This window comes from Chelativorans sp. ZYF759, from assembly GCF_012911015.1.
Lineage (GTDB): Bacteria > Pseudomonadota > Alphaproteobacteria > Rhizobiales > Rhizobiaceae > ZYF759.
Genome location: NZ_WVVV01000008.1, coordinates 113,161 through 132,071 on the forward strand (window position 1 = coordinate 113,161; position 18,911 = coordinate 132,071).

18 protein-coding genes are annotated in these 18,911 nt (G+C 64.9%); all 18 read left to right on the forward strand.

Annotated features, from left to right (window positions below):
• The first annotated feature begins 28 nt into the window (after positions 1-28).
• The 18 genes from GRZ55_RS14445 (at position 29) to GRZ55_RS14530 (ending at position 18,910) form a co-directional block, all read left to right on the forward strand.
• Positions 29-1,180, forward strand: a complete 1,152-nt coding sequence (locus GRZ55_RS14445) for an acyl-CoA dehydrogenase family protein (protein WP_169287645.1) — start codon at positions 29-31, stop codon at positions 1,178-1,180.
• Positions 1,177-2,805, forward strand: a complete 1,629-nt coding sequence (locus tag GRZ55_RS14450; RefSeq protein WP_169287646.1) for an AMP-binding protein — start codon at positions 1,177-1,179, stop codon at positions 2,803-2,805. The genes GRZ55_RS14445 and GRZ55_RS14450 overlap by 4 nt, the downstream gene beginning before the upstream one ends.
• Positions 2,802-3,998 carry a kynureninase gene (gene kynU, locus GRZ55_RS14455; RefSeq protein WP_169287647.1) on the forward strand — a complete coding sequence of 399 codons (1,197 nt, stop codon included), beginning with the start codon at positions 2,802-2,804 and terminating at the stop codon, positions 3,996-3,998. Before GRZ55_RS14450 ends, kynU begins: the two co-directional genes overlap by 4 nt.
• Positions 3,995-4,831: a tryptophan 2,3-dioxygenase gene (gene kynA / locus GRZ55_RS14460; RefSeq protein ID WP_169287648.1), complete on the forward strand. Its 837-nt coding sequence runs from the start codon at positions 3,995-3,997 to the stop codon at positions 4,829-4,831. Before kynU ends, kynA begins: the two co-directional genes overlap by 4 nt.
• Before the next feature lie 107 nt (positions 4,832-4,938).
• Positions 4,939-6,081 (forward strand): ABC transporter substrate-binding protein, encoded by a 1,143-nt coding sequence (locus tag GRZ55_RS14465; RefSeq protein ID WP_169287649.1) that lies wholly within the window; start codon positions 4,939-4,941, stop codon positions 6,079-6,081.
• 106 nt (positions 6,082-6,187) lie between these two features.
• Entirely contained in the window at positions 6,188-7,108 is a 921-nt protein-coding gene (locus tag GRZ55_RS14470) for a branched-chain amino acid ABC transporter permease (protein ID WP_169287650.1), read from the forward strand.
• 16 nt (positions 7,109-7,124) lie between these two features.
• The gene (locus tag GRZ55_RS14475; RefSeq protein ID WP_169287749.1) at positions 7,125-8,105 is read left to right on the forward strand and encodes a branched-chain amino acid ABC transporter permease; all 981 of its coding nucleotides are present in this window, start codon (positions 7,125-7,127) and stop codon (positions 8,103-8,105) included.
• The gene (locus tag GRZ55_RS14480) at positions 8,098-8,847 is read left to right on the forward strand and encodes an ABC transporter ATP-binding protein (RefSeq protein ID WP_169287651.1); all 750 of its coding nucleotides are present in this window, start codon (positions 8,098-8,100) and stop codon (positions 8,845-8,847) included. Before GRZ55_RS14475 ends, GRZ55_RS14480 begins: the two co-directional genes overlap by 8 nt.
• Positions 8,844-9,530, forward strand: a complete 687-nt coding sequence (locus GRZ55_RS14485; RefSeq protein ID WP_169287652.1) for an ABC transporter ATP-binding protein — start codon at positions 8,844-8,846, stop codon at positions 9,528-9,530. The genes GRZ55_RS14480 and GRZ55_RS14485 overlap by 4 nt, the downstream gene beginning before the upstream one ends.
• A gap of 17 nt (positions 9,531-9,547) precedes the next feature.
• A complete protein-coding gene (locus GRZ55_RS14490; RefSeq protein ID WP_169287653.1) occupies positions 9,548-9,967 on the forward strand; it encodes a RidA family protein in 420 nt (139 codons plus the stop codon).
• A gap of 192 nt (positions 9,968-10,159) precedes the next feature.
• Positions 10,160-10,924: a cytochrome c oxidase assembly protein gene (locus GRZ55_RS14495; protein ID WP_169287654.1), complete on the forward strand. Its 765-nt coding sequence runs from the start codon at positions 10,160-10,162 to the stop codon at positions 10,922-10,924.
• Entirely contained in the window at positions 10,921-11,424 is a 504-nt protein-coding gene (locus GRZ55_RS14500; RefSeq protein ID WP_169287655.1) for a CopD family protein, read from the forward strand. Before GRZ55_RS14495 ends, GRZ55_RS14500 begins: the two co-directional genes overlap by 4 nt.
• Positions 11,421-12,128 (forward strand): cytochrome c oxidase subunit II, encoded by a 708-nt coding sequence (gene coxB, locus GRZ55_RS14505; RefSeq protein WP_169287656.1) that lies wholly within the window; start codon positions 11,421-11,423, stop codon positions 12,126-12,128. The genes GRZ55_RS14500 and coxB overlap by 4 nt, the downstream gene beginning before the upstream one ends.
• On the forward strand, positions 12,125-14,650 hold the full coding sequence (ctaD, locus tag GRZ55_RS14510; protein ID WP_169287657.1) for a cytochrome c oxidase subunit I: 2,526 nt from the start codon (positions 12,125-12,127) through the stop codon (positions 14,648-14,650). Before coxB ends, ctaD begins: the two co-directional genes overlap by 4 nt.
• The gene (locus GRZ55_RS14515; RefSeq protein ID WP_169287658.1) at positions 14,647-15,018 is read left to right on the forward strand and encodes a hypothetical protein; all 372 of its coding nucleotides are present in this window, start codon (positions 14,647-14,649) and stop codon (positions 15,016-15,018) included. Before ctaD ends, GRZ55_RS14515 begins: the two co-directional genes overlap by 4 nt.
• Before the next feature lie 244 nt (positions 15,019-15,262).
• A complete protein-coding gene (locus GRZ55_RS14520) occupies positions 15,263-16,618 on the forward strand; it encodes an ABC transporter substrate-binding protein (protein WP_169287659.1) in 1,356 nt (451 codons plus the stop codon).
• A gap of 76 nt (positions 16,619-16,694) precedes the next feature.
• Positions 16,695-17,675, forward strand: coding sequence for a carbohydrate ABC transporter permease (locus tag GRZ55_RS14525; RefSeq protein WP_169287660.1), 981 nt, complete (start codon positions 16,695-16,697; stop codon positions 17,673-17,675).
• 41 nt (positions 17,676-17,716) lie between these two features.
• Entirely contained in the window at positions 17,717-18,910 is a 1,194-nt protein-coding gene (locus GRZ55_RS14530) for a carbohydrate ABC transporter permease (protein ID WP_169287750.1), read from the forward strand.
• Position 18,911: the final 1 nt, after the last annotated feature.

Below are 18,911 nucleotides of genomic sequence, written 5' to 3' on the forward strand. Positions count from 1 at the left end.
TATCGGCCCAATGCAGTTGGAGCACTTTATGCCTGACCGCTCTTTCCTTTCCTGGCCCTTCTTCGAGGATCGCCACCGCGACCACGCCGAGCGTCTGGAGGCGTGGTGTGCGGCCAACCTCCCGGTCGATCATGCCGATGTCGACGGCGCCTGCCGCAAGCTGGTGGCAGCCCTGGGTGAGGCGGGCTGGTTGAAGCCGAGCGCGGTGGATCCGGCCGATCCCGCGCCGCTCGACGTGCGCACGCTCTGCATCACACGCGAGACGCTGGCGCGTCATGACGGGCTGGCCGACTTCGCCTTCGCCATGCAGGGACTGGGCACTGGCGCCATCAGCCTGTTCGGTTCCGACCAGCAGCGCGCCTGGCTGGACAAGACCCGCAGCGGCAGGGCCATTTCCGCCTTCGCACTGTCGGAACCGCGGTCAGGTTCGGACGTCGCCAACATGGAAATGACGGCGACCCGCGACGGCGGCGACTATGTGCTGTCGGGCGAAAAGACCTGGATCTCCAATGGCGGCATCGCCGATCTCTATTGCGTCTTTGCCCGCACCGGCGAGGCGCCCGGTGCCAGGGGCATCTCCTGCTTCCTGGTGCCGGCCGAAACGGCTGGCCTGTCGGTCGCCGAGCGTCTCGAGGTCATTGCGCCCCACCCGCTGGCGCGGCTTGCCTTCGACGAGTGCCGCATTCCGGCTTCCGCGATGATCGGCGAGCCCGGCCAGGGTTTTCGCATCGCCATGTCGGTGCTTGATGTCTTCCGCTCGACGGTCGGCGCCGCTGCACTGGGTTTTGCGCGTCGCGCGCTGAACGAGAGCATTTCGCGCGTGGGCGACCGGCAGCTCTTCGGCGCGCCGCTCTTCGACCTCCAGATGGTGCAGGGGCACATTGCCGAGATGGCGCTCGACGTGGACGCGGCCGCGCTGCTCGTCTACCGCGCCGCCTGGACGAAGGATTCGGGCGCCCCGCGCGTCACCCGCGAGGCGGCGATGGCCAAGCTCTACGCCACCGATCGCGCGCAGGAGGTGATCGACAAGGCGGTCCAGCTTCATGGCGGCGACGGCGTGCGCAGGGGCCACATCGTCGAGAGCCTTTACCGCGAAATCCGCGCGCTGCGCATCTATGAAGGCGCCTCCGACGTCCAGAAGGTGGTGATCGCGCGCCAGGCCATGGGAGCCGCACAATGAAGCTCGGACCGACCGCGCATGTCGACAGCTTCGCGCGCGACAATCTCCCGCCCTTCGACCAGTGGCCCGATATCAATCTGGATGGCTTCGACTATCCCGAATACCTCAACTGCGCCGTCGAACTGACGGATCGCATGGTCGAGAAGGGGCTTGGCGACCGCACGGCGCTGATCGGAAATGGCCGTCGCCGCACGTACAAGGAACTGGCAGACTGGACCAACCGCCTGGCTCGGGCCCTGGTCGAGAATTACGGCGTGAAACCGGGCAACCGGGTCTTGATCCGCTCCGCCAACAACCCGGCCATGGTCGCGGCCTGGCTGGCGGCGACGAAGGCCGGCGCCGTCGTCGTCAACACCATGCCCATGCTGCGTGCGGGCGAACTGTCGAAGATCGTCGACAAGGCCGAGATTTCGGTCGCGCTCTGCGACACGCGGCTGATGGACGAGATGGTCGCCTGCGCGAAGGACAATCGCTACCTCAAGCAGGTGATCGGTTTTGACGGCACCGCCAATCACGATGCCGAACTCGACCGTGCGGCCCTCGACAAGCCGGTGCAGTTCGAAGCCGTGAAGACCGGGCGCGACGATGTCGCCCTGCTGGGCTTCACCTCCGGCACGACGGGTGTGCCCAAGGCGACGATGCATTTTCATCGCGACATCCTGATCATCGCCGACGGCTATGCAAAGGAAGTGCTCAACGTCACGCCAGACGACGTCTTCGTCGGCTCGCCGCCGCTGGCCTTCACCTTCGGGCTCGGTGGCCTGGCCGTGTTCCCGCTGCGCTTCGGCGCGGCCGCGACGCTGTTGGAAAGCGCCACGCCGCCCAACATGATCGACATCATCGAGACCTATAAGGCGACGATCTCGTTCACCGCGCCGACTGCCTACCGCGCGATGATGAAGGCCATGGACGAAGGCGCCGACCTTTCCTCGCTGCGCATCGCGGTGTCGGCGGGCGAGACGCTGCCGGGGCCGGTCTTCGAGGAATGGACGAAAAAGACCGGCAAGCCGATCYTCGACGGCATCGGCGCCACCGAGATGCTGCACATCTTCATCTCCAACCGACTCGACGACATGCATCCGGCGACGACGGGGCGCCCGATCACCGGATACGAGGCGCGAATCGTCGACGACAACATGCAGGAGGTGGCGCGCGGCGAGATCGGCCGGCTGGCCGTTCGCGGGCCGACCGGCTGTCGCTATCTCGCCGACGATCGCCAGAAGGACTATGTCAGGGATGGCTGGAACCTGACGGGCGACAGCTTCTATCAGGACGAAGACGGTCGCCTGCATTTCGCCGCCCGCTCCGACGACATGATCATCTCGGCCGGCTACAACATCGCCGGACCCGAAGTGGAGGCAGCGCTGCTTTCCCATGACGCGGTCATGGAATGCGCCGTGATCGGGGTCGCCGACGAGGCGCGCGGCCAGATCGTCGAGGCCCATGTGGTTCTGATGAAGGGCGTCGCGCCGGACGCGGCCTGCGTAAAGCTGCTGCAGGACCATGTGAAGGCTGTCATCGCGCCGTTCAAATACCCGCGTTCGGTGAAGTTCGTCAACGCGCTGCCCAAGACGGAAAGCGGCAAGATCCAGCGCTTCCGGCTGCGCAAGGAGGGCACGGCATGACCGACATCTTCGCCCGCACCCGCGAGCTCTTCCACATGCCGGAAGGCGTGATCTATCTCGACGGCAATTCGCTGGGTCCGTTGCCGAAAGCCGCTGCCGCCCGCGTTGCCGAGACGATCGAGAGCGAGTGGGGCAACGAACTCATCCGCGGCTGGAACTCTGCCGGCTGGATGGAGATGCCGTCGCGTGTCGGCGACCGCATCGCCCGCCTGATCGGCGCCGCGCCGGGTTCGGTGGTCACCGGCGACACGCTGTCGATCAAGGTCTACCAGGCGCTGGCTTCCGCGCTCGACCTGCGGCCCGACCGCAAGGTGGTGATTTCCGACAGCGGCAATTTCCCGACCGACCTCTATATGGCCCAGGGCCTGCTGCGCTCACTTGGGAAGGGACATGAGCTCAAGGTGGTGGCCCCCGAGGAGGTGGAGGAAGCGATCGACGAGACCGTCGCCGCCATCATGCTGACCGAGGTCGACTACCGCACCGGCCGACTGCACGACATGAAGGCGCTGACCGCGAAGGCACACGCGGCCGGCGCGCTCGCGATCTGGGATCTGGCTCATTCGGCCGGTGCCATCCCCGTCGACCTTGCCGGCGCCAGGGCGGATTTCGCGGTCGGCTGCACCTACAAATATCTCAATGGCGGCCCGGGCGCGCCAGCCTTCATCTATGTCTCTCCCGAGCATGGCGAAAAGGCCGTGCCCGCCCTGTCGGGATGGCTCGGGCACGAGGCGCCCTTCGCCTTCGATCCCGACTATCGTCCCGCTGCCGGCGTCGAACGCATGCGCGTCGGCACGCCGCCGATCATCGCTCTGGCCGCGCTCGATGCCGCGCTCAATGCCTGGGACGGCATCGGGATGGACGAGGTGCGGACCCGCTCCATCGAACTGTCCGAACGCTTTCTGGCGGAGGTCGAGACGCGCTGTCCGCAGCTGCAACTGGCCTCGCCCCGTGATCCCCTGCAGCGCGGCAGCCAGGTCTCCTTCCGCTTCGAGAATGGCTACGCCGCGATGCAGGCGCTGATCGCGCGCGGCGTGATCGGCGACTTCCGGGCGCCCGACATCATGCGCTTCGGCTTCACCCCTCTCTATCTCGGCATGGACGAGGTGCTGGCGGCCGTCGAAATCATCGAGGCCGTCATGGCCGGCCGTCACTGGGATCGTCCCGAATACAGGAAGCGGAGCAAGGTCACATGAGCGGCACGCGCGACATCACGCCCGAAGGCGCCGAGACCGATTTCCGCAAGCGCATGTCCTATGCGGATTACCTCAACCTGGACCAGGTCCTGAACGCGCAGTCCTTCCTGTCGGACTCGCCCGACGAATTGCTTTTCATCATCCAGCACCAGACGTCGGAACTCTGGATGAAACTCGCCATTCACGAGATCAGCTCGGCGATGCGGGCCATTCGCGCCAACGATTTGCAGCCTGCCTTCAAGATGCTGACGCGTGTCGCGCGTATCTTCGAGCAGCTGAACGGTGCCTGGGACGTGCTGCGCACGATGACGCCGTCCGAATATACGAGCTTCCGCGACGATCTCGGCCAGTCCTCCGGCTTCCAGTCATGGCAGTATCGCGCGGTCGAATTCCTGGCCGGCAACCGCAACATCGCGATGCTGAAGCCGCATGCCCACAAGGCCGAAACGCTGGCGCGGCTCGAGGCCATCCTGTCCGAACCGAGCCTCTACGACGAGGCCATCCAGCTCCTGGCGCGAAACGGCTTCGACATCGGAGACGATGCAAAGCGCGACGACTGGCGCGCGAGCCGGGTCGAGAACGACGCGGTCACCATGGCCTGGAAGGCCGTCTACGCGTCGCCCCGCGAGCACTGGATGCTCTACGAGCTGGCCGAGAAGCTGGTCGATTTCGAGGATTATTTCCGCCGCTGGCGCTTCAATCACGTCACCACCGTCGAGCGCATCATCGGTCTGAAGCGCGGCACCGGCGGCACGGCCGGCGTCTCCTATCTCCGGCGGATGCTGGAGGTGGAATTGTTTCCGGAACTGTGGAAGGTGAGGACAGTGCTCTAACGAGAGCGAGGCCGAACGGTCCGCCAGTCAAGGGAACACCTGATCGCGATGGTCGCGATCGGGACGGGCAGCGGGAACCTGCCCAGCGAGCAAAGGGAGTGAATGGCATGAAGAAGTTGCTTACCGCCGGCATTGTCGGCCTGTCCATGAGTGTATCGGGCCTTGCCCTGGCCGACGACATCAAGGTCGGCATGATCACCACGCTTTCGGGCGGCGGCGCCGGCCTCGGCATCGATGCCCGCGACGGTTTCCTGCTGGCGCTCCAGATGGCCGGCGCCGACAACATCGAGGTCGTCGTCGAGGACGATGGCCAGCGACCCGAACTGGCGGTCCAGATCGCCGATCGGATGATCCAGAACGATCAGGTCAACATCCTGACCGGCATCATCTTCTCGAACCTGGCCATGGCCGTCGTGCCGAGCGCCGTCCAGCAGGACATCATCTACCTGTCCAACAATGCTGGACCGTCGGCGCTTGCCGGCGCGCAGTGCCACGAGAACTACTTCAACGTCGCCTGGCAGAATGACAACCTCCACGAGGCAGCCGGTAGCTACGCCAACGAGGCAGGCTACGAGAACGTCTTCATCATGGCGCCGAACTATCCGGCGGGCACCGATGCGCTCACCGGCTTCAAGCGCTTCTTCGACGGCAATGTCGTCAACGAGATCTATACGCAGGTCGGCCAGAGCGATTATGCCAATGAGATCTCGCAGATCCGCGACTCGGGCGCGGATGCCGTCTTCTTCTTCCTGCCGGGCGGCATGGGCATCTCCTTCATGCGCCAGTACGACCAGTCCGAGATCGATGTCCCCGTCATCGGACCGGGCTTCTCCTTCAGCCAGGACATTCTCGCCGCTGTCGGACCTGGCGCGCTCGGCGTGATCAACACCTCGCAGTGGAACAAGGATCTCGACAACGAGGCCAACGTGGCCTTCGTCGCGGCCTTCCAGGAAGAGTATGGCCGTCTGCCTTCGCTCTATGCGAGCCAGGCCTTCGATACGGCGAACCTGATTATCTCGGCGGCAGCCAAAGCCGATATCGCTGATCTTGAGGCTTTCCGCGCCGCGCTTAAGGAGGCAGATTTCGACTCCACCCGAGGCGATTTCCGCTTCGGCAACAACAACCATCCGATCCAGACCATCTACGTTCGCGAAGTGGTCGAGGAAGATGGCGTGCTGACGAACCGCATCATCGGCACGGCTCTCGAGGATCACCAGGACGCCTACGCGGCTGACTGCTCGATGGAATAAGGTTGGCCAGCCACGGCCGCGACAGCGGTCGTGGCGCCTTCGTCCCGCAAATCATGTCACCGGCGGCGCGATCCCCATCGCCCCCGATCCGAGACGGTTAGCAGCCTTGTCCATCGCTCTTCTGCTCGAACAGATTCTCAACGGCCTTCAGCTCGGCGTCATGCTGTTCCTGATGGCGGCTGGCCTGACGCTGATCTTCGGCGTCATGGGGCTGATCAACCTCGCCCACGGATCGCTCTACATGGTGGGCGCCTTCGCCTGTGCGACGGTCGCAGCCTGGACCGGCTCCTTCTGGCTTGGTCTCGTTGCCAGCCTCGTCGCCGCGGCCGCCGCGGGCGCCATCGTCGAGATGACGGTGATTCGGCGATTATACGACCGCGACCATCTCGATCAGGTGCTGGCGACCTTCGCGCTGATCCTGATCTTCTCGGAAGGCACGCGCTGGGTGTTCGGTTCGCTGCCGCTCTACCTCAACATTCCCGACCTTCTGCGCGGCACGATCCCGCTGCCAGGCGGCGGCCGCTACCAGATCTACCGGATCGCCATCATCGCCGTCGGCGTCGCGGTTGCGGTCGGGCTCTGGCTGCTGATCGCCAGGACAAGGCTCGGCATGCGCATCCGCGCAGGTGAGTCCGACCGCGAGATGATCGCCGCACTCGGCATCGACATCCGCACGCTCTACACGGTCGTCTTTGCCATCGGTGCAGCCCTGGCTGGCCTGGCGGGCGCCATGGTCGGCGCGCTGCAATCGGTCCAGGTGGGCATGGGCGAGCCGGTGCTGATCCTTGCCTTCGTGGTGATTGTCATCGGCGGCATAGGCTCGATCAAAGGAGCCCTGGTCGGCGCGGTCCTTGTGGGCTTGATCGACACGATGGGCCGCTTCCTGCTGCCGCGTGCCTTTTCCGTCTTCATGGATCCGTCCGAGGCGAGCCTCATCGGCTCGGCGATCGCTTCGATGCTGATCTACATGTTCATGGCCCTGGTGCTGGCGTTCCGCCCGCGCGGCCTGTTCGCCACGGCGAAGTGAGGGCGGCCGCATGACCATGAACCGCGAAACCATCGTCAACATCTCACTCGCGCTGCTGCTGCTGGCCATACCGCTGATCGCGCTGCAGCTGAACTCGCCCTTCTACGTCACACTGGCCACCCGCATGGCCATCCTGGCGCTGGCGGCGGTCGGGCTCAACCTGGCACTCGGGCTTGGCGGGATGGTGTCCTTCGGCCACGCCGCCTATTTCGGTGTCGGGGGCTATGTGGCCGGCATCCTGGCACACCACGCCTTTTCGGGCCTGCCGCTCGATTTCGGCCTCTTCCAGGTTCCCGGCACCAACATGATGCCCATCATCTGGGTCGTCGCCATTCTTGTCTCCGGCCTTCTGGCGCTCTTCATCGGGGCGATCTCGATCCGCACGTCGGGCGTCTACTTCATCATGATCACGCTGGCCTTCGCGCAGATGACCTACTACTTCGCCAATTCCTGGCCGGCCTATGGCGGCGAGGACGGGCTGTCGATCTTCGTGCGCAACCAATTTCCCGGCGTGAACACGCTGAGGCCGCTCACCTATTTCTTCATCTGCTACGCCATCCTGCTCGCGGCGCTCGTCCTGTTTGCCGCGATCCGCGATTCCCGTTTCGGCGCCGCGCTGCAGGCCGCCCGGCAGAACGAGGTGCGGGTCGCGACCGTGGGCATCAACGCCAATCGCATCCGCCTCGCCGCCTTCGTCATTTCGGGCATGATCACGGGACTGGCCGGCGCGCTCTACGCCGATCTCAACCGCTTCGTCAGCCCGTCGATGCTGTCCTGGCACATGTCGGGCGAGTTCATCGTGCTGATCATCCTGGGCGGCGTGGCAAGGCTCTACGGGCCGGTGGCGGGTGCGATGCTGTTCGTCATGTTCGAGTTCCTGCTGGGCGGGATGACGGATCGCTGGCAGTTCTTCCTCGGCCTTGTGCTTCTCGGCGTCGTTCTGCTGGCGCGTGGCGGACTTGTGGGCTGGCTTGCGGGGAGGGCGCGTCATGGCTGAACCCATCCTCGACATCAGGCAATTGTCGAAAAGCTTCGGAGCCCTGAAGGCGACGGACGGCGTCGACCTCGATCTCGTGCCCGGCGAAATCCATGCCCTGATCGGCCCCAACGGCGCCGGCAAGTCGACGCTGATCAACCAGATCGCGGGCACGCTGCGCCCCGACACGGGAACGATCCGTTTCCTCGGCCAGGTGATCAACGACCTGAAGGTGCCCGAGCGCGCCCGGCTCGGGCTCGGGCGGAGCTTCCAGATATCCTCGCTGGCGCCCGAATTCTCGGCGCTGCGCAACGTCATGCTGGCGGTGCAGTCGGTGCAGGGATCGAGCTTCCGCTTCTTCAAGCCGGTAATGCGCGACGCCTCGCTGATCGCTCCTGCCATGGAGGTGCTGGAACGGGTGGGCCTCGCCGAGCGCGCGCGCATCCCCGTGGCCGAGCTTTCGCATGGCGAGCGACGGCAGCTCGAGATCGCCATCGCGCTGGCGCTGGGCTCCCGGGCCTTCCTTCTGGACGAACCCATGGCCGGCATGGGGCCGGAGGGCTCCAAGACGCTGACCGGCTTCCTCGACAAGCTGCGTGAGGAAGCCCCCATCCTGCTGGTGGAACACGACATGGACGCGGTCTTCGCGCTGGCCGACCGCATCACCGTGCTCGTCTATGGCCGCGTCATCGCGTCCGGCAAGGTCGAGGACATCCGGAAGGATCCCGAAGTTCGCAAGGCCTATCTGGGAGACGAGCAATGAGCCTTCTCCAGGTTTCCGCGATCGAGGCGCGCTATGGCCCGGTACAGGCGCTTTTCGGCGTCGATCTGGACGTGAGCGAAGGCGAAGTCGTCGCGTTGATGGGGCGCAACGGCATGGGCAAGACGACGACCATTCGCGCCATTCTCGGCCTCACTCCCGTCTCGTCGGGGACAGTCCGCTTCGCCGGGCGCGAGATCGGCACCATGGCGTCGCACCGTATTGCCCGGCTGGGGATCGGTCTTGTGCCGGAGGGTCGGCGCTGCTTTCCGAACCTCACCGTGGAGGAAAACCTCCTGGCCGCCGCCCGCAAGGGCCGCTGGAGCCGGACTGCGGTCGAGGAACTGTTTCCCCGCCTGCGCGAGCGGCGCGATCAGTATGCCCATTCGCTGTCGGGTGGCGAACAGCAGATGCTGGCGATCGGACGCGCCCTGATGACCAACCCCACATTGCTCGTCCTCGACGAGGCAACGGAAGGTCTGGCGCCGGTGATCCGTCACGACATCTGGAACGTGATCCGCAAGCTCAAGGACGAGGGCCAGTCGATTCTGATCGTCGACAAGACGCTTTCCGAACTGCTGCCCGCGGCGGATCGATGCTTCGTCCTCGAAAAGGGCGTCACGGTCTGGTCCGGCCTGCCGGGCGAGCTGACGCCGGAACTGCAGGACCGGTATCTGGGTGTATAATGTCTGATGGAGGAAAGATGTCGGCGGTCTCATCCGTTCACGAGGAACTGCACCCGGCCAATTGGGCCAAGCCGATCGGCTATGCCAATGGCATCGCGGCCACCGGCAGGCTGGTCTTTATCGGCGGCCAGATCGGCTGGACAGGCGACCAGCGCTTCGAGGCCAAGGATCTGGCGGGCCAGATCCGGCAGACGCTGGCCAACATACTGGCTGTCCTGTCGGAGGCCGGCGGTCGTCCCGAGCACATCACCCGCCTGACCTGGTACATCGTCGACAAGAAGGAATACCTCGCCAGTCTCAGGGAAATCGGTGCAGCCTATCGAGAGATGATGGGCAAGCATTTTCCGGCCATGGCGATGGTGCAGGTCGTGGCGCTGATCGAAGACGATGCGCGGGTCGAAATCGAGGCCACCGCGGTGATCCCCGAGCAGAACTGACATTTTCAGCGGAACATTTTCGCTGGAGGCCCGTTAGACCAATCGAGCAGTGGAAGGGGCCGCAGCGACGATGGGATCGGGGGATATCACCCTGGGCACGGCGAATGCCAGTTTTCGTGACCGCAGCGGTCGCGGAAGATATTCGTGCTTCCTCCTGCTGTGCGACGCGGCCTCGACGAGAGGGTTGGCGCGATGAACCTCCAAAGCGTGCCCTACGATCCCTATTGCGGTCCCGCGCCCGCGCCTGCGGACATCTGGAGCAGCTGGAACTTCGATCCGTGGCTGCTCGTCGCGCTGGCCGCGACATTCCTGTTTTGTGCGGCGCTTTCGATGCGTGGGGTTCTGGCGCGTGAGGGACGTCTGCACTCCACTCTCGGGACCGTCGTCCTCATCATCGCCTTCGTCACGCCGCTCTGTGCATTGAGCACCGCGCTCTTTTCGGCCCGCGTGATGCATCACGTGCTTCTGGTCGCAGGTGCCGCGCCGCTGTTCGCGCTGGCTTTTCCGGCGCGCGATTGGCTTCGACGTGTCCCGCTGACGGCGCTCTTTCTGGCCCATACCATCGCCATGTGGGTGTGGCACGCGCCGGCCCCCTATGCCTTCGCTTTGTCCTCACACGCCGCCTACTGGCTCATGGAGGGCACGCTCTTCGTCACCGCCTTCCTTCTGTGGCAGTCGATGCTCGCACGCTGGGCTCATCCGGGCGCCGTGTCGATCGCCCTTCTGGGCTCCATCGTCCAGATGGGCATGCTGGGCGCGCTCATCACCTTCGCGGGGCGGGCAATGTATGATCCGCACCTGACCACGACGCTGCCTTTCGGACTGACGCCGCTCGCCGACCAGCAGCTGGCGGGCCTCTTGATGTGGGTGCCCGCAACGATCCCCTATCTTGCCGCTGCGCTCGTTCTCCTGGCGCGCTTCCTGACGCCGGACGCATCGCGTGGCGAGGCGCGATGATCGTCTGGCTGAAGTTCGTCCACGTGGCCGCGATATCTCTCTGGTGTGCCGGCCTGATCTGCCTGCCGGGTCTCTATCTGCAGCGCGCCCATGTGCCCGACCGCAACACCTTGCACCGGCTGCAAGGCTTCGTGCGCTTCTGCTACATCGTGCTGGTCTCGCCGGCAGCCTTCATGGCAGTGGCCACCGGCACGGCCCTGATCTTCCTCCAGCAGACCTTCGATCCCTGGTTTACCGCCAAGCTCGTCTTTGTCGGCGTGCTCGTGGGCATCCATGTCGTCACGGGGCTTGTCATCGTGAGGCTGTTCGAGGACGGCGAGGTCTACCCCGTCTGGCGCTTTCTGGCCGTGACGGTCTTTACCGTTCTGACGACGCTGGCCATTCTCTTCTTCGTCCTGGGCAAGCCCGCCCTCGATTTCGACATGCTCCCGCCCGACTTCCATCAGCCCGGGGCCCTGCGCCGCCTGGTACTCGATCTGCTGCCGTGGACGTCGCCATGAGCAGGTCGGCCATCAAGCGCATCTGCGTCCTGGGCGTGACGGGCCTGCTGACCGCAGGCTGCACGGGCCCGCTCTCGACGCTCGAACCTGCGGGGCCGGCCGCGGCGTCGATCGCGCTTTTGTGGTGGATCATGCTGGCCGGTTCGGTCGTGCTTTTTGCGATCGTGATCGGCCTTTTCACTCTCGCCTTCTACCGTCCGGCCTGGCTGGCGGGCATCTCGGCGCGCAACTGGATCCTTCATGGCGGCATCACCATGTCGTCCGTCGTCATCCTGCTGCTGCTCGTCGCCGCCTTCGTCCTGGGCGAGCGGCTCGTGGCGCGGCCCCTGGCCGATCCGCCGCTCGCCGTGCAGGCCAACGGGCGCATGTGGGTGTGGGAGTTTTCCTATCCCTCCGTCGAAGGCCCGTCGCTCACGACCAACGTGCTCCACATCCCCGCCGGGGAGATCGTGGATGTCCGGGTCACCTCGTCGGATGTCATCCATTCTTTCTGGTCGCCGCGGCTGGCGGGCAAGATCGACGCGGTGCCCGGCCACGAGAACGTCGTGCGGCTGACGGCGGAGCGGCCCGGCACCTATCGCGGCGTCTGCGCGGAATTCTGCGGCGTGGGGCATACGCAGATGCATTTCACGGTGATCGCCCATCCGCCCGAGGCATACGAGCAGGCACTGGCTGACGCGATCGCAGCGGAGACGACGGAATGAACCGCGAACCAGAGCGCCTCAACCCGATCGCGCTTCATCGCCAGCTGGCCGCGATCTGGGATTCCGGCAAGGGCCTGCAGCGCCTGGGCGCGGTAAACCATACCGTGCTCGGCAAGCGCTTCATGGTGACGGCATTCGTCTTCTTCGCGATCGGCGGCGTGCTGGCCATGCTGATCCGCGCCCAGCTGGCCACCCCCCATTCCGCCTTCATGGACGCGGCGACCTACAACCAGATCTTCACGATGCACGGCACCGTGATGATGTTTCTCTTCGCCATCCCCATGCTGGAGGGCGCGGCGATCTATTTCCTGCCCAAGATGCTGGGCGCGCGCGACCTCGCCTTTCCGCGGCTCACGGCACTCGGCTACTGGTGCTATCTCTTCGGCGGCACCATCATCATCGTGGCGATGCTGGCGGGCGTTGCGCCGGACAGCGGCTGGTTCATGTACACCCCGCTGTCGTCGCGCCCCTTCTCGCCCGGGGTCAATGCCGATGTCTGGCTGCTCGGCATCACCTTCGTCGAGATTTCGGCGGTCTGCGCGGCGATCGAGATCACGGTCTCCATTCTCAAGCTGCGCGCGCCGGGCATGTCGCTGGACAAGATGCCGATCTTCGGCTGGTACATGCTCGTCACCGCGCTGATGATGATTTTCGGCTTCCCGCCGCTGATCCTCGCCTCCATCCTGCTTGAGGTCGAGCGCGCCTTCGACTTCCCGTTCTTCGATCCGACGCGGGGCGGGGACTCGCTGTTGTGGGCGCATCTCTTCTGGCTGTTCGGACACCCCGAGGTCTACATCATCTTCCTGCCGGCGGCCGGTGCGGTATCGATGATCCTGCCGGTTCTGGCCCGCAACCCCCTGATGGGCTACCGCGCCATCATCGTGGCCCTCATCGCCATGGCATTCCTGTCCTTCGGGATCTGGGTCCACCACATGTTCACGCTGGGCATTCCCCACCTGGCGCTGGCCTTCTTTTCGGCGGCGAGCGCGCTGGTGGCGATACCGACGGGCATCCAGATCTTCGCCTGGATTGCCACGCTGGCCCATGGCCGGCCCCGTTTCGAGATTCCGATGCTCTACATCTTCGGTTTCCTCGTCGTCTTCGTGGCGGGGGGGCTGACCGGAGTCATGCTCGCCATGGTGCCTTTCAACTGGCAGGCGCACGACACCCATTTCGTCGTCGCGCATCTCCACTACGTGCTCGTCGGCGGCTTCGTCTTCCCGATGCTGGCGGCGGCCTATTACTGGCTGCCGCAGGTGACCGGACGCCTGCCCGTGTTCAAGCTGTCGATTCCCGCCTTCTGGCTGATCTTCATCGGCTTCAACATGACCTTCTTCATGATGCACATCACGGGGTTGAGGGGCATGCCGCGGCGGGTCTTCACCTATCCGGCCGACATCGGCTGGGACTGGCTCAACCTCCTGTCGTCCGTCGGCGGGTTCATCCTGACCATGGGCTTTGCGCTGTTCGTCATCGACGTGGTGCTGCAATTGCGCTTCGGCAAGCCCTTCCGCCGCAACCCCTGGGGGGCCGGCACGCTTGAATGGGCGCAGCCGACGCCGCCGCCTTCCTACAATTTCGCCTCGCTTCCGACCGTCGACCGGCGCGCGGACACGCTCGATGCGGGGCGGATGGGCGCCGAGCTTGCCGGCGGGCGCGGCTATCTGGGCTTTGCCCGCAACGGGTGGATGGAGACGCTCGCCGTCGACATGACGACCGGGCGGCCCGAGCATGTCGTGCTGCTGCCCAACAACTCGATGCTGCCCTTGTGGACCTCGCTTGCCATTGGCGGCTTCGTCCTGTCGCTTTTGTTCCAGTTCTATCTGTTCTCGCTGGTGCCGCTCGCGCTGGTGCTGGTTCTCGCACTCTCGTGGACCCGCACGACCGGCCAGCGTGCGGATCGTGGCCCGATCCCGATCGGGCGCGGCGAGATGGCGCCGACCCACTATGAGATATCGGGCGCGCCATCCTGGTGGGGCATGGTCTTCACCCTGTTCGCCAACGGCACGCTGTTTGCCTCGCTGCTTTTCGGGGCGCTGTTCCTGTGGGCGGTGGCGCCCAACTGGCCGCCGCCTTCGACCGGCGAGATCGGCCTCGTTGCACCGGTGCTCGTGCTCCTCGCCTTCGCACTGGCGGCGGGAACGAACCACCTCGCGGTCGCCGCCAATCGGCGCGGCGGCTCGCCACTGCTCTGGCTCGCGCTGTGCGCCGCGGCGCATCTGACCGCGGTGATCGTACTGGTCTGGTGCATCCGCAATGTCGTCCCCGATCCGACGAGCCATGCCTACGCGGCGGTGTGTTTCATCCTTTTGGCCTATGCCGCGCTTCACTCGTCGCTGGGGGCGGTGTTCGCGTTTTATGGTTTCGAGCGTTTCCGCCAGGGATACGTGTCGGCGGTTCGCAGCCTCGATCTGAGGATCGGCAGCCTCTGGCACGACTACACGGCCGGTACCGGTGCCATCGCCGTCATTCTCGTCGTCCTGATGCCGGCCCTGGTGGCGATGGGGGCCTGGCAGCAATGAAGCAGAGCCCCGTTCCCGCCCGCCGGATGATCTGGCTCGTGCTTGGCCATGTCGCCTGGGCGGCGGGGTTTGTCGCCCTCTATGCGGGCCTGTCCATCGGTTGCGAATATGGCTGGCATGTCATGGAACTGGCCGGCGGCGTGAGCGTGCAGCGTGCCATGCTGATTGTCCTGTTCCTCGCGACACTGGCCGCGACGTCGGTCATCGCCTTTCTGAGCTGGCGGCGCTGGTCGGCTGCGCGGACAAAGACAGCTGCCGCGGCACCGGCACCTTTCCTGGAATGGGCTTCCTTCATCTCCTCACTGACCGCAGTGGCCGCCGCCATCGTCTCGCTGGCCCCGTCCTTCGTCCTGACCACCTGCTATTGAGGGGCGCCCTACAGGTACTGAAACCGGTTCGGCTTCGCCGCAAGGCGGCGTCGCTGACGCGATTGCGATCAAGATTTAAATCGTTTTAGGTCGCCCGTCCCTTGACACGTCGGCAGCGCAACGCCGACTATTACGTCAAGCCAAACCGCGCTGGAGGAGCAAGGGGAGGTCGCTCCGCCACAGGCGGACGTCTTCTCCATTGACCTTCGGGTGAGAACGAAAAGGTCAATTTCGGGAGGATTTCATGACCAGCAAACTGTTTCTGTCGGGCGTCGCCGCAACGGCGCTGCTTTTCGCCGCGCCCGCCTGGGCGCAGCTCGTCTTCGAGCCGGGCGAGGGAGACTTCAACTGGTCGAGCTTCGAGGACTTCGCCGGCGCCCACGACCTGAGCGGCGAGACGATCGAGATCACCGGACCCTGGACCGGCGAGGATGCCCGCCTGGTCAACAGCGTCGTCGCCTATTTCGAAGAGGCGACCGGCGCGAACGTGAACTACACGGGCTCCGATTCCTTCGAGCAAGACATCGTGATTTCGGCCCAGGCCGGGTCTCCGCCCAACATCGCGGTCTTCCCGCAGCCGGGTCTCGCCGCCGACATGGCGTCTCGCGGCTTCCTGTCACCGCTCGACGAGGGCACCGCCGACTGGGTGCGGGAGAACTACGCGGCGGGCGATTCCTGGGTCGATCTCGGCACCTATGCCGGCCAGGACGGCGAGGAAGCCCTCTATGGCTTCTTCTACAAGGTCGATGTCAAATCGCTGGTCTGGTACTCGCCCGAACAGTTCGAAGAGGCCGGCTACGACATCCCCCAGACCATGCAGGAGCTCAAGGACCTTACACAGCAGATAGTCGATGACGGCGCCACACCATGGTGCGTCGGGCTCGGCTCCGGCGCCGCCACCGGCTGGCCGGCGACCGACTGGGTCGAGGACATCATGCTGCGGCTGCACGCGCCGGAGGTCTATGACGACTGGGTCTCAAACAACATGCCCTTCGACGACGAGCGCGTGGTCGAGGCGATCGAGGAATTCGGCTGGTTCGCGCGCAACGACGATTTCGTGCAAGGCGGTGCGCAGGCGGCCGCCACCACCGATTTCCGCGACAGCCCGAGCGGGCTCTTTTCCTTCCCGCCGCAGTGCTACATGCACAAGCAGGCGAGTTTCATTCCGACCTTCTTCCCGGACGGCAGCCAGTACGGCGAGGATTTCGACTTCTTCTACTTCCCCGCCGATGCCGAGCGCGACCTCGGCAATCCGGTGCTGGGCGCCGGCACGCTTTTTGCCATCACCAATGACAGCGACGCGACCCGCGTCTTCATGGAGTTCCTGAAGACGCCGATCGCGCACGAGATCTGGATGGCACAGTCCGGCTTCCTGACGCCGTTCACGGAAGTCAATTCCGATGTCTTCGGCGACGATTCGCTGCGGGCCATGAACGACATCCTGCTCGAAGCGACGACCTTCCGCTTCGATGCGTCCGACCTGATGCCGGGCGAGATCGGCGCTGGTGCCTTCTGGACCGGAATGGTCGATTTCGTCACCGGCGCGGATGCCGAGGACGTCGCGCGCACCATCCAGCAGCGCTGGGACGCCATCAACTAGGGGCGACCCGACATGCCGGTCCATGCGGTGAAAGCCGCCCGGACCGGCGACCGGCGCAGCGGCAAAGGGCAAGGCGATGACGCCACTCCTGCAAGGCATGGTCACCATCGTGGTCGGCGTGATCGGCTGCGTGGGCTATTTCTACGTCTCCAACTGGATTGTCGACCACGTCATCTTTCCGGCGCGGGGACCCAATGCCGGCCGCAACATCAACCGCGCCAATCGGCTCAGGCCGTGGCTTTTCCTTTTCCCGGCCATCTTCGCACTCGGGCTCTATCTGGTTTATCCGGTCATCGGCTCGTTCTGGCGCTCGCTGTTCAACCGGGCCGGCACCGAGTTCATCTGGTTCGGCAATTATGTCGCGCTCTTCAACGAGGGCGAGTTCCGGCAGAGCGTGCTGAACAACCTCATGTGGATTCTCGTCGTGCCCGCGGGGGCGACCTTTTTCGGCCTGATCTCCGCGCAACTGACCGACAAGCTCTCCTGGGGTAATGTCGCGAAGTCGCTGATCTTCATGCCGATGGCGATCTCCTTCGTCGGGGCGTCGCTGATCTGGAAATTCGTCTACGCCAACAATTTCGACATCGGCCTCATCAATGCGATCCGCGAAATGTTCGGCGCCGCCCGGCCCGTCGACGTCCTGCAGATTCCGTTCTGGAACAATTTCTTCCTGATGTTCATCCTGATCTGGATCCAGACCGGCTTTGCGATGGTCATCCTGTCGGCCGCCCTGCGCGGCATACCGGAGGAGACTGTGGAGGCGGCCGTGATCGACGGTGCCAATCCCTTCCAGATATTCTTCAGGATCAAGATCCCGCAGATCATGGGCACGATCGTCGTGGTGTGGACCACGATCACCATTCTGGTGCTCAAGGTCTTCGACATCGTCTACGCCTCGACCGGTGGCAATTTCGGGACCCAGATCCTGCCCAGCTACATGATGACCTACATGTTCCGCGACGATGGGCGCGCCACCGCGGTCGCCTTCGTCATCATGCTTCTCGTCCTGCCGGTGATGATCTGGAACATCCGCCAGGCACGCCGCGAAATGCGCTGAGGGAGAGGGACGCGATGGCCAACACCGCCGAAAAGGTTGCGATGCAGCCGGGCTTCACGCTCCAGACGCCGGCAAGGTCGCGCGTGGCGGCCAAGACCTCCGCCCTCAACTGGGCGGTGCGCATCTCGGTGATCCTGATCGTTCTGCTATGGTTGATCCCAACGCTGGGGCTCTTCATCTCCTCCTTCCGCGACCGCGACCAGATCTCGGCGACCGGATGGTGGAAGGCGCCCTTCGCGGTGGAACTGACCTTCCGGGCCCGCGCGCCCGCCGCCGACCAGCGTCTGGAAGACGGGCAATGGATCATCGAAGGCAGCGTCTTCGATGACCCGGAGCAGTCGCGCTGGTTCCCCGACCAGACCGGCGAGGTGACCGCCTTCGGCAATCGCGGCGTGGCGCCCGCGGAGTTTCCGGCCGGCCAGACGGCGGAAATCCGCGATGGCGAAACCCTGCGCGTCGAGCGCGACGGCACGTTCGTGGCGACATCGTCCGAAGAGTTCTCCGGCGCGGGGCCCCGCCTCTATTTCGAGGCCCTAACGCCGCCCCGCTTCACGCTTGCCAATTACGAGACGGTGCTGCGCGCCGACAATATGGACCGCGCCTTCATCAACACGCTGACGGTGGCGATCCCGGCCACCATCATTCCGATCCTGATCGCCGCCTTCGCCGCCTATGCGCTCGCCTGGATGGAATTTCCCGGCCGCGCGCTGCTGATCGCCGCCGTGGTCGGGCTGCTCGTCGTGCCGCTCCAGCTTGCCCTCGTGCCACTGCTCAACCTGCACAACCGCGTCGGGATCGGCCAGAGCTTCCTCGGCATCTGGCTCGCCCACACGGGGTTCGGGCTGCCGCTCGCCATCTATCTCCTGCGCAACTACATGGTCGGGCTTCCGCGCGACATCATCGAGAGCGCGCGCGTGGACGGGGCGACCGATTTTCAGATTTTCGTGAAGATCGTGCTGCCGCTTTCCTTCCCCGCACTCGCCTCCTTTGCCATCTTCCAGTTCCTGTGGACCTGGAACGATTTGCTCGTGGCCAAGGTCTTTCTGCCGAGCGCTGCCGAAAGCCAGGTCATGACCGTGAAGATCGCCGACGACCTTCTGGGATCGCGTGGCGGAGACTGGGGTATCCTCGCCACGGCCGCCTTCGTGTCGATCGCCGTGCCGCTGCTTGTATTCTTCACGCTGCAACGCTATCTCGTGCGCGGCCTTTTGGCCGGCTCGGTGAAGGGTGGCTGAA

Excerpts from the sequence above, each read along its gene's own strand:
- GRZ55_RS14445 (WP_169287645.1), top strand. The coding sequence starts at position 29 with ATGCCTGACCGCTCTTTCCTTTCCTGGCCCTTCTTCGAGGATCGCCAC.
- kynU (WP_169287647.1), top strand. The coding sequence starts at position 2,802 with ATGACCGACATCTTCGCCCGCACCCGCGAGCTCTTCCACATGCCGGAA.
- kynA (WP_169287648.1), top strand. The coding sequence starts at position 3,995 with ATGAGCGGCACGCGCGACATCACGCCCGAAGGCGCCGAGACCGATTTC.
- GRZ55_RS14465 (WP_169287649.1), top strand. The coding sequence starts at position 4,939 with ATGAAGAAGTTGCTTACCGCCGGCATTGTCGGCCTGTCCATGAGTGTA.
- GRZ55_RS14475 (WP_169287749.1), top strand. The coding sequence starts at position 7,125 with ATGAACCGCGAAACCATCGTCAACATCTCACTCGCGCTGCTGCTGCTG.
- GRZ55_RS14480 (WP_169287651.1), top strand. The coding sequence starts at position 8,098 with ATGGCTGAACCCATCCTCGACATCAGGCAATTGTCGAAAAGCTTCGGA.
- GRZ55_RS14485 (WP_169287652.1), top strand. The coding sequence starts at position 8,844 with ATGAGCCTTCTCCAGGTTTCCGCGATCGAGGCGCGCTATGGCCCGGTA.
- GRZ55_RS14490 (WP_169287653.1), top strand. The coding sequence starts at position 9,548 with ATGTCGGCGGTCTCATCCGTTCACGAGGAACTGCACCCGGCCAATTGG.
- GRZ55_RS14495 (WP_169287654.1), top strand. The coding sequence starts at position 10,160 with ATGAACCTCCAAAGCGTGCCCTACGATCCCTATTGCGGTCCCGCGCCC.
- GRZ55_RS14500 (WP_169287655.1), top strand. The coding sequence starts at position 10,921 with ATGATCGTCTGGCTGAAGTTCGTCCACGTGGCCGCGATATCTCTCTGG.
- coxB (WP_169287656.1), top strand. The coding sequence starts at position 11,421 with ATGAGCAGGTCGGCCATCAAGCGCATCTGCGTCCTGGGCGTGACGGGC.
- ctaD (WP_169287657.1), top strand. The coding sequence starts at position 12,125 with ATGAACCGCGAACCAGAGCGCCTCAACCCGATCGCGCTTCATCGCCAG.
- GRZ55_RS14515 (WP_169287658.1), top strand. The coding sequence starts at position 14,647 with ATGAAGCAGAGCCCCGTTCCCGCCCGCCGGATGATCTGGCTCGTGCTT.
- GRZ55_RS14520 (WP_169287659.1), top strand. The coding sequence starts at position 15,263 with ATGACCAGCAAACTGTTTCTGTCGGGCGTCGCCGCAACGGCGCTGCTT.
- GRZ55_RS14525 (WP_169287660.1), top strand. The coding sequence starts at position 16,695 with ATGACGCCACTCCTGCAAGGCATGGTCACCATCGTGGTCGGCGTGATC.
- GRZ55_RS14530 (WP_169287750.1), top strand. The coding sequence starts at position 17,717 with ATGCAGCCGGGCTTCACGCTCCAGACGCCGGCAAGGTCGCGCGTGGCG.